The following is a 9,663-nucleotide window of genomic DNA, read 5'->3' as shown; positions in this document are numbered from 1 at the left end:
CATGGGGACGGAGTGGAAGCCCTCGGCGTCGGAGGCGAACGTCTTCGAGGGACGGGACCGGGCCACGGGTGCGACGAAGTGGACGGCCACCGCCGTCGACCTCGTCTTCGGCTCGCACTCCCAGCTGCGCGCGCTGTCCGAGGTCTACGGCTCCGGGGACGCGGACGAGAAGTTCGTCCGGGACTTCGTGGCGGCGTGGACCAAGGTGATGAACCTCGACCGGTTCGACCTGCGCTGAGCGACTGTCGGGCCGGGCGGTCGTCCGGCCGGGCGGCGGTGCCCCGGGCGGCCTGTGCGGGTCTGCCGGGGCACCGCCGCCTTCGGGGGGAACCGGAGCGTGTGCATTCCGTTCCAGGAACACCGGAACCGAATGACTCCTATTCCGCTCCGGGCGAGCGGAACCGAATCATTTCCATTCCGTTCCGCAGTGCGGGTGCGTCCGGCAAAATTCGTCGGGGACTCCCTTGAATCGACCTTGGAATGGGGTAGGGTGATCCCGTCGCTGGGGGAGCGAAGGAGTGGAAACGCCTCCCCCGCAGGCCATGGCAGTTCCGATGAATAGCGCCTTGATACCAGCACTGCCGTCACTTTCCGTCGTTCCCGGCATGCTCCGGGAGCGGCGGGTGGGTGGACCTGTCCGGCTGCGGCTCGAGAAGAGCCTCGCCGTTGAATCCGGGCATTGTGCACAAACGGGGGAAATGGAAGATCATGGTACTCATTTCTGAACGCGCGCCCGCATTGTCGCCGGATTCGGCGGGGCCGGACGGGCTCGTCCGCAAGGATTGCCCGGGGTTCTCCGGAGCGCGGTTCGAGGTCGACCCGGAATTCGTTCCGGCCCGACCCGGCATTGACCAGGGGCCGGCCGTCGAGGAATTTCCGGCAACGGTCCTGCGATCATTCCCCGGCTCCGGCTGAGCGACGCCTCCGGGGCCCGGCGTCGGCGAGGTGGACGTCCCGTCCGCGCGGCCGGGCGCCGTACGTGATTCCCGCGCGCCCGCGAACCGTCGGGCGGATGCCGCTCCGGTCCACGGTGCGTTCTGCTGGTGCGGCCCGTTCGGCCGGTGCGGCCTCTGCGGCGCGCCCACCTTCACCTTGTCCCGGTCCGGGGCCCCGTGCGGTGTGCACGCCGTGCCCGGATCCGCTGTGACCGCCTGACCGGTGTTCCTCGCTCCACCGTCACCTCTTCCACGCGCGCCCGTGCGGGTGCGTGCTCCTGCAGTGCGCAGCGCGACGCCGTGACGCCATGACGGCGGTCGTGGCCGTCGGCCCTGCCCCGCTGCGCCCAGCCACGTCTTCTCCCCGGTCCGGAACCGGGGCTTCTCACGAAGGAAACCTGATGACCGATCTTGTGCTGCCCAAAACCGCCCCGGTGGCCCCCGGCGGGCGGACCCCGTCCACCGGGGCGTTCCCCGTCCTGGGTATCGACGCCGTCGAGTTCGCGGTCGGAAACGCCAAACAGGCCGCACATTTCTACTCCTCCGCGTTCGGCATGCGGCTCGTCGCCTACCGCGGACCGGAGACCGGCTTCCCGGAGACGGCGTCGTACGTCCTGGTCTCCGGCGACATCCGGTTCGTCTTCACCTCGGTGGTCCGCGCGGTCGGCGAGGAGGCCGCGTTCATCGCCGGGCACGTCGCCCGCCACGGCGACGGCGTGCTCGACGTGGCGATCGCCGTCCCGGACGCCCGCCGTGCCCACGACCTCGCGGTGGAACGGGGCGCGACCGGCCTCGCCGCACCCCGCGACGCGGCCGACGAACACGGGACGGTGCGGACCGCCGTGATCGCCACGTACGGCGAGACCCGGCACAGCCTGGTCGAGCGGACCGGCTACGACGGCCCGTACCTGCCCGGCTATGTGCACCGCGGGCCGGCGCCGGCCGCCGGCGCCCGGCGGCCGCTGCTGACCGGCATCGACCACTGCGTGGGCAACGTCGAGCTGGGCCGGATGGACGAGTGGGTGGCCTTCTACAACCGCGTCATGGGCTTCACCAATATGAAGGAGTTCGTCGGTGACGACATCGCCACCGAGTACTCGGCGCTGATGTCCAAGGTCGTCGCGGACAGCACCCGCACCGTCAAGTTCCCGCTCAACGAGCCGGCGGTCGGCCGGAAGAAGTCCCAGATCGACGAGTACCTGGAGTTCTACGGCGGGCCGGGCGTCCAGCACATCGCCCTGGCGACCGACGACATCGTCACGGCCGTCCGTGAACTCCGCTCCAGGGGCGTCGAGTTCCTGGACACCCCGGACAGCTACTACGACGCGGTCGGCGAACGGCTCGACGGGACCGGGGCGGTGGTCGAGGAACTGCGCGAGCTCGGGATCCTCGCCGACCGGGACGAGGACGGCCACCTGCTGCAGATCTTCACCAAGCCGGTGCAGGACCGGCCGACCGTGTTCTTCGAACTCATCGAACGCCATGGCTCCCAGGGCTTCGGCAAGGGCAACTTCAAGGCCTTGTTCGAGGCCATCGAGCGCGAACAGGAACGCCGCGGCAACCTCTGAGCGGCTCTCCGGCACGGGAGCACGGGAGCACGGCAGCACGTCATCGCGGCACCACGTCACCACGTCACCACGTCGAAGGGAGCGGACTCGTGTCCGACGAAGGGCCGGAGCGTCCGGCAGGACAGCAGGTGGAACGGTACCCGTCCCTCACCGGGCTGCGGTTCCTCTGTGCGCTGGGGGTGTTCCTGACCCACGCCTGGTACGTCGCGAAGGTGTTCCGGGACGACCGGGCCGAAGAGGCCGTCAAGGCCGTGCTCCCGCTGGGCATGGTGGGCGTCTCGGTGTTCTTCGTGCTGAGCGGATTCGTGCTCACCTGGTCCGCCCGCGACGGCGAGAGCGGCGGCGGGAGCGAGGGCGCCCGGTCGTTCTGGCGGCGCAGGGCCGCCAAGGTCTACCCCAACCACCTGGTGGTGTGGGCGCTGCTCCTGGTGTTCGTGCTCGCGACCGGCTCCGCCGTCACGGGCGGGGCGGGCGGCGGCTTCCCCTGGCTGCCCGCACTGGCCAACCTGCTGCTGCTGCACGCGTGGCTGCCCGGCCCCGGCTTCACCGCCGGACTGAACATCGTCACCTGGTCGCTGGCCGTCGAGGTGTTCTGCTACGCCCTCTTCCCGTTCCTGCTGCCCCGCCTGCGACGGATCCGCCCGGAGCGGCTCTGGGCCGCCGCCGGGTGCGCGGTGCTGGCGGTGTGGCTGGTGGCGGGGATCGCCTCGCAGTTCCACGGCGGCCGTACCGTGCCGGAGGTCGAGGTCTCCCAGTGGCAGTTCTGGATCCCCTACTTCTTCCCGCTCGGCCGGCTGCCGGAGTTCGTCCTCGGCATGCTGCTGGCCCGGATCGTCCGGGCGGGCCGGGGTGTCGTGCCCGGCATGGCGCTGTCCGGGCTGGTGCTGGTGCTGGCCCTGGGAACGGCCCTGGCGACCCTGCCGTTCGCCTTCCTGCCGGCCGCCGCGACCGTCGTGCCCGTGTGCGGTCTGATCCTCTCGGCCGCGGCGGCGGACCGCGACGGCCGCAGGTCCTGGCTGCGCCGCCCGGCGCTGGTGCGGCTCGGCGAGGCCTCGTTCGCCTTCTACGTGGTGCACTGGCCGGTCGTCATGGTCGCCCACTGGGCCCTGGGCGGCGGCCGCTGGAGCACACCCGTCGCGATGGCGGCGACCGCGCTGTTCCTCGCCCTCTCCCTGCTCGCCGCCCTGCTGCTCCACCGCTACGTCGAACTGCCCGCGATGCGCCGGTTCGCCCGGCCGCGCCGCGCGGGCACCCCGTCCCCGCCCCCACTCCTCGACGAGGCACGCCGTCCGGCGGTTCCGGTGCCCGGCAGCACAGGGAGCTGACACATGAACAGCAAGGGAGCTGACGCATGACCAGCACAGGAATCGCCGCCCCCGTCCCCGCCGCCGCGCCCGTACTGCCGCGCGCCGACCGCGTGCGCGCCTTCGTCAGGCTGGGCAGGCCCAAGTTCCTCGTCCAGAGCATGATGGTGGTCGGCCTCGGGGTCAGCATGTCGGTGCACGACGGCCACGCCTTCCGGCCCGGCTGGTTCGTCCTCACCCTGGCCTTCGCCTGGTGCACCCACCTGATGACGCACTACTGCAACGAGTACTTCGACCTCGACGCCGACCGGGCCAACGCCGCGCCGACGGGCTGGACGGGCGGCAGCCGGGTACTGGTGAGCGGCCTGCTGCGCCCGATGGTCAGCCTCTCCGCCGCGTTCGTGCTGCTCTTCGTCTCGCTCGGCCTGATCGCCGTCATGCCGACGACGGGCACCCGGGTCATGGCGGTCGCGATCGCCGCGCTCTCCTGGTTCTACACGGCCCCGCCGCTGCGGCTGAACTACCACGCGCTGGGCGAGGTGGCCTGCGCGCTGGTGCTGTACGGGCTGGGGCCGCTGCTGGCCTGCGCCCTGCAGTCCGGCTCGGTGACCGGGGCGGACGTCGTCTACGCCGGTGTGGTCTGCGCCCTGCAGTTCCTCCGGATGTCCGTGATGAACCTCGCCGACATCGAGGGCGACCGGCGGACCGGCAAGCACACGCTCGCGGTCGCCCTCGACGGACCGGGCCTCGTCCGCCTCTACATCGGCGGCCAGTTCGCGGTGGGCGCCGGGATGCTGGTGCTCGCCGGGACCGGGGTCGTCCCCGTGGCCGGCGCGGTCGCGGTGCTCGCTACGGCTCCGGTCGCGGCCTGGGTCTCCCGCCGACTGCTCACCGGGGCCCTGCGCGTGCCGGAGAAGGCGAACGCGGTGACCTTCCTGGCCTCGATGCACATGCCGATCACCGCCTGTGCGATCACGCTCAGCCTGCTCGGCAGCGCGCTGAACACCGATCGCGGGGTACCCGGCGGCTGGCTGGCCGTCTACGGCGTGACGCTCACGGCGTTCCTGGTGTGGCTGACCGGGGCGGTGCGCAGCAACGTCCTCCGGCGCCCCGCCTGAAAACCGGTCCCCGCCTGAAACCGAACGTCACCCGAAACCGGACCCACTCGGTTCCGGACCGCTGCACCGCCGGGGTCGGGCGACCGACCGGCCCCCGAGCTTTCCCGCAAGCCGACCACCGCGACAGGAAGGGTCCGCCATGACGACGATCGCGCACACGCTGCCCCCGCACACGCCGTCGCCTCACACGCAGTCCCCGCACACGCAGTCCCCGCTCTCGTTGGCCGCCGGAACGACACGACGGGCCAGGGAGCTCACCGAACCGCTGCTGCGCGAGGCGGTCGCGCTGCTGGAGCCCTGGACCGCCCGGATGAGCTCCTACCACCTCGGCTGGTGCCGCGCCGACGGTTCGCCGGTGGAGCTCGACTCCGGCAAGGCCGTCCGCCCCGCCCTCGCGGTACTGGCCGCCGAGGCCGTCGGGGCGCCGGCGGAGGCCGCGCTGCCCGGTGCGGCCGCGGCGGAGCTGATCCACAACTTCAGCCTGATCCACGACGACATCATGGACGGCGACGAGGAACGCCGACGGCGCCCGACGGTCTGGAAGGAGTTCGGCGTCAGCGGAGCGATCCTGGCCGGGGACGCGCTGCAGGTCCTCGCCTTCGACCTGCTGCTGGCCAAGGGAGGCCCGCACGGCCCGGCCGCGGCCGGGTATCTCGCGGTGGCGCTGCGCGAACTGGTGGAGGGCCAGGCGTGCGACATCCGGTTCAGCGAGCGCCCCTGGTCGGGCCCCGGCACGGTGACCGTGGCCGAGTACCAGGCCATGGCGATGGCCAAGACCGGCGCCCTGCTGGCCGGGGCCAGCGCGATGGGCGCGGTCCTCGGCGGCGCGGACCAGCCGCTGGTCCACGCGCTGGCCGAGGCGGCGGGACAGCTGGGCCTGGCGTTCCAGTGCGTCGACGACATCCTCGGCATCTGGGGCGACCCGGCCGTCACCGGGAAGCCCGTGCGCGGCGACCTGCGCGAGCGCAAGAAGAGCCTGCCCGTGGTCGCCGCCTCCGCCGCCTCCGGGACCGTCGCGCGGCGCCTGGCGGAGCTGCTCGCCGAGGACCGCTCCCCGGCGGGCGGCGCGGAGGCGGAGGCGGTGCTGCTGGAGGCCGCCGAACTGATCGAGGAGTGCGGGGGCCGGCGGGCCTGCGAACGCGAGGCCGAACAGGCGCTGGCCAGGGCGCGTGCCAGCCTCGACCTGGTGCCGATGCCCGCCGGCGTCCGCGCGCAGTACACCGCCCTGGCCGACTCCTTCGTCGCCCGCGTGATGTGACGTGTCGTCCCGTCACGCTCAGAGTCCGGCCCCCTCATCACCCCGCGGAGCGCCGATGTCCCTCCCACTGAACCAGCACCCGCACGACGGCTTCGACCGGCAGAACCGGCTCGAAGGCGCGGTGGCGGCGAGCACCGGCCTGCTGCTCGCCACCCAGCTGCCCACGGGCGCGTGGACCAATCCCCGCCCCGCCGCGGTCTCCGGCACCGCGGGCGCGGCCCTGGCCCTGCACCTGGCGGGCACCGTGGCCGACCGCGCCCTGGCGGAGGGCGGCTGCGCCTGGCTGCTGCGGGTGCGCAACCCCGACGGCGGCTGGGGCACGCTCGAGGGCTTCCCGTCGGACGCCGTGGCGACCTGCATGGCGGCGGCCGCCCTGACGCTGGTGCGCTGGCCTGGCTCGGCGCCGCGGGGGGCGTCGAGGCCATTGAGGACCGCACGGTCCGGCAACTGTGCTCGCTGGTCCTGGCCCTGGCGGGCCTCGGCGACGCCGGCGGGGTGTCCCGCGTCCCGGTCGAGCTCGTGCTCCTTCCGGCCGCGCTGCGCCGCAAGGTGCTGTCCTACCTGTCCCCGCCGTTCGTCGCGCTCGCCCTGCTGCAGTCCCGCTTCGGCGCCCCGGGACCGCTCGCCCGCGGTGCGCTCGCGGCCGCGCGACCGGCGGCCGTCCGGCTGCTGGGCGCGGTGCAGTACCAGGAGGGGAACGTCGGCTCGTACGGGGGTGATCCCTGGCTGACCGGCCTGGTCGTCACGGCCCTGGCGAGCACCGGCTCGGTCGCATCGCCGGAATCCGTCGGGTCGTCGGGCGCCGTTGGGTCGTCGGGCTCGGTCACGTCGCCGGGCGTCGCCACGTCGCCGGACGGCGCGCGCCTGGTCGCGGCGGGCCTCGACTACCTGCGGGCCACCGTCCAGCCGGACGGCTCCTGGTGCATGATCCACGGGATGGAGACCGCCCGGGTCGAGGTCACCGGCCCGGCCTTCGCGGCCGCCGCCCTGGGCACGGCCGGGCTCGCGGACGACCCCCGGCTCGTCCGCACCAGGACCTGGCTGGCCGACTGCCAGCAGACCGCGCCGTTCCCGCTCTACGACTGCCCGCCCGGGGGCTGGACCTGGTCCGGACCCAAGGGCTGGCCGAACGTCCTCGACTCCCTCGCCGTGCTGGAGGTGCTGCTGCAGGGCGACCGCGACGCCCCCGCGCTGCGTCGCGGCCTGGACTGGCTGCTGGCCCGGCAGGACCGGCGCGGCTCGTGGAGCACCTTCGTCCGCAACACCCTCGTCCCGCTGGACGGCCCCTGCCCGTACATCACGGCGAAGGCGCTGCTGGTCCTGCACGAGGCGGGCGTGCCCGCGAGCGACCCCAGGCTGGTGCGGGGCCTGCGGTGGCTGCTGCGCCGACAGGACCGGGACGGCGGCTTCCGGGCGCTGTGGCACCGGGGCGTCGTCCCGGCCACCGTCGCCGTGCTGCGGCTGCTGGCCGCGCTCGGCCGCTCCCGGAGCCCGGTCGCGCAGCGTGCCCTCGACCGCCTGCGGGCCGCACAGCTCCCGGACGGCTCCTGGTCCACCGGCGACCGGGGAGAGCCCGGAACGGTGGACGAGACCGCCCGCGCCGTCCTTGCCCTCGCGGCCTGCGGGGACGGTGCGCGGGCGGCGCGCGGCGCCGACTGGCTGCTGGAGCACCAGCGGCCGGACGGGAGCTGGGAGCCCGGCCGGACGTGTGTGTACATCCGCGACCATGTGCACTACAGCGACTTCCTGATGGCCCAGGGCCTGGCGCTCTCGGCGCTTTCGGCGGTCTCTGCACTGGCGGACCTGTCGGAGCCGTCCGACTCGTCCGACTCGTCCGACTCGTCCGACGTGTCCGAGGTGTCGGCGCCGGCGGCCGGTGCCGGGACGGGGGACACCCGATGAGCGGGGCCGCGGGCGCGGGCCCGGTCCGGGGCCCCTGGGACGCGATCGTCTGCGGCGCCGGGGTGGCCGGGCTGGCCACCGCCCGTGCCCTCGACCTCGCCGGGCTGCGGGTGCTCCTGCTGGAGAAGCAGCGGGTGCCCGTGCCGATCGCCAAGGGCGAGGTGCTGCAGCCCAGTTCGGTGCGGATCCTGCGCGAGTGGGGCGTCATGCCGCTGCTGCTGCGGCGCGGCGCCGTCCCGCTCGGGCAGCTGATGATCCGCGACGCGGACGGCCGGCGCCTGATGCTCTTCGACTACCGGACGATGCCCGGCGAGGACCGCCAACTGTTCTCCCTCGACTACCCGGAGATCCTGGCGGCCCTGCGCGAGTCCCTGGGCGAACGGGTGGAGTCCTGGCCGGGCGCCCTGGTCGACGGGCTGGTCCGGGACGGCGGACGGGTGTCGGGAGTGCGGGTCGCCTGGCAGGGCCGCGAGCGGGAGCTGACCGCACCGCTGGTGGTCGCCGCCGACGGACGCTCGTCGAAGCTGCGGCGCGACGCGGGCATCGGGACGACGTCCGCCGAGTACGGGCACCGGCTGCTGTCCTTCGACATCGACGGCGTCCCGGCAGCGGCACCCGAGGTGACGACCTATCTCACCGGCGACGGCCTGCGGCTCGCCTACCCGCTGCCCGGCGCCCGGATGCGGCTCTACGCCCAGGTGCGCCCCGACGCGTTGCGCGGCACCGGCCCGGAACGGCAGGCGCGCCTGGAGGGCTGGTGCCGCGAGCTGCTGGCGGGCACACCCGCGCTGCGGCCGCTGGAGGAGCGGCTGCGCGCCAGCCTCGGCAGCCGGCAGCTGCTCAACCTGTGGCGGTTCACCGCCGACGTGCTGGCTGTCCCCGGGCTCGCCCTGGTCGGCGAGGCGGCGCACTGCGTGCACCCGATGGCGGCCCAGGGCATGAACACCGCCATCGCCGACGCCGAGGCGCTCGCGGCGTGCCTGAGCGGCCGGGGCTTCGCCGCCGCTGCGTCCACGGCCACCGTCGACCGGGCGCTGGAGGCGTACGCGGCGCAGCGCGTGGGCTGGGTGCGGCACATGGACCGGATGAGCCACGACGCGACCCGGATGATCACCCAGCTCTCCAGGTCCGGCCAGGCGCTCGGGCGCCGGGTGCTGCGCCGGATGGACGGCAACCCGCGGCTCCGGTACCAGGCCACCTACAACATGGCGGGGCTCGGGATACGCCCGTTCACCGCGCTGGACCGGCTGCACCAGTTGGGCCTGCCGGACCCGCGCGCCCGGCGCGTGCCGGACTGGGCGTGACGGGGCCCGCCGGACCGGGCGCGACCGGGGTGCCGACCGACGAGGAAGGACGGAACAAGGGGATGGACCGATCACGCGGGGCCGACGGTGCGGACGGGGCCGACGGAGCGGACGGAGCCGTCGGCGCGGCCGAGGGCGCGGCGGACGAACGGGCGGACCGGCGCACGGAGCGGTCGCGCCGTCCCGCGCTGCGCCGTGCCGTCGTCCTGGGCGGTGGCTTCGCGGGCATGCTCACCGCGTCGGTGCTCGCCCGGCACGCGGAGCAGGTCGTCGT

At 73.9% G+C, this 9,663-nt stretch carries 8 protein-coding genes and 2 pseudogenes; all 10 read left to right on the top strand.

Annotated elements, in window-relative coordinates; genetic code table 11:
* Positions 1–238: pseudogene (locus VR45_RS35400) on the top strand (catalase-peroxidase); the annotation flags it as partial.
* 389 nt (positions 239–627) lie between these two features.
* Entirely contained in the window at positions 628–915 is a 288-nt protein-coding gene (locus VR45_RS47495) for a hypothetical protein (RefSeq protein ID WP_159394472.1), read from the top strand.
* Positions 916–1,336: 421 nt separating this feature from the next.
* Positions 1,337–2,503, top strand: coding sequence for a 4-hydroxyphenylpyruvate dioxygenase (gene hppD / locus VR45_RS35395; RefSeq protein WP_078897215.1), 1,167 nt, complete (start codon positions 1,337–1,339; stop codon positions 2,501–2,503).
* A gap of 89 nt (positions 2,504–2,592) precedes the next feature.
* Positions 2,593–3,828 (top strand): acyltransferase, encoded by a 1,236-nt coding sequence (locus tag VR45_RS35390; protein ID WP_045944020.1) that lies wholly within the window; start codon positions 2,593–2,595, stop codon positions 3,826–3,828.
* Positions 3,829–3,854: 26 nt separating this feature from the next.
* Positions 3,855–4,925: a prenyltransferase gene (locus VR45_RS35385; protein WP_078897211.1), complete on the top strand. Its 1,071-nt coding sequence runs from the start codon at positions 3,855–3,857 to the stop codon at positions 4,923–4,925.
* Positions 4,926–5,064: 139 nt separating this feature from the next.
* Positions 5,065–6,183, top strand: coding sequence for a polyprenyl synthetase family protein (locus VR45_RS35380; RefSeq protein ID WP_078897209.1), 1,119 nt, complete (start codon positions 5,065–5,067; stop codon positions 6,181–6,183).
* A gap of 55 nt (positions 6,184–6,238) precedes the next feature.
* Positions 6,239–6,553, top strand: a pseudogene (locus VR45_RS50860) (hypothetical protein); the annotation flags it as partial.
* A gap of 125 nt (positions 6,554–6,678) precedes the next feature.
* Positions 6,679–8,085: a prenyltransferase/squalene oxidase repeat-containing protein gene (locus VR45_RS35375; protein ID WP_052709624.1), complete on the top strand. Its 1,407-nt coding sequence runs from the start codon at positions 6,679–6,681 to the stop codon at positions 8,083–8,085.
* Positions 8,082–9,389 (top strand): NAD(P)/FAD-dependent oxidoreductase, encoded by a 1,308-nt coding sequence (locus VR45_RS35370; protein ID WP_045944019.1) that lies wholly within the window; start codon positions 8,082–8,084, stop codon positions 9,387–9,389. Before VR45_RS35375 ends, VR45_RS35370 begins: the two co-directional genes overlap by 4 nt.
* A 62-nt stretch (positions 9,390–9,451) precedes the next feature.
* A partial coding sequence (locus VR45_RS35365) for a hypothetical protein (protein WP_045944018.1) occupies positions 9,452–9,663 on the top strand: 212 nt, incomplete at its 3' end.

The sequence above is a fragment of the Streptomyces sp. NRRL S-495 genome, assembly GCF_000966955.1.
Taxonomy (GTDB): Bacteria; Actinomycetota; Actinomycetes; order Streptomycetales; family Streptomycetaceae; genus Kitasatospora; species Kitasatospora purpeofusca.
The sequence above is the reverse complement of the archived record's forward strand: the minus strand, read 5'-3'. Positions and strand labels throughout refer to the sequence as shown.

What these genes read in the sequence shown, in the direction of transcription:
- hppD (WP_078897215.1), top strand. Translation starts at nt 1,337, where the DNA reads ATGACCGATCTTGTGCTGCCCAAAACCGCCCCGGTGGCCCCCGGCGGG.
- VR45_RS35380 (WP_078897209.1), top strand. Translation starts at nt 5,065, where the DNA reads ATGACGACGATCGCGCACACGCTGCCCCCGCACACGCCGTCGCCTCAC.
- VR45_RS35385 (WP_078897211.1), top strand. Translation starts at nt 3,855, where the DNA reads ATGACCAGCACAGGAATCGCCGCCCCCGTCCCCGCCGCCGCGCCCGTA.
- VR45_RS35370 (WP_045944019.1), top strand. Translation starts at nt 8,082, where the DNA reads ATGAGCGGGGCCGCGGGCGCGGGCCCGGTCCGGGGCCCCTGGGACGCG.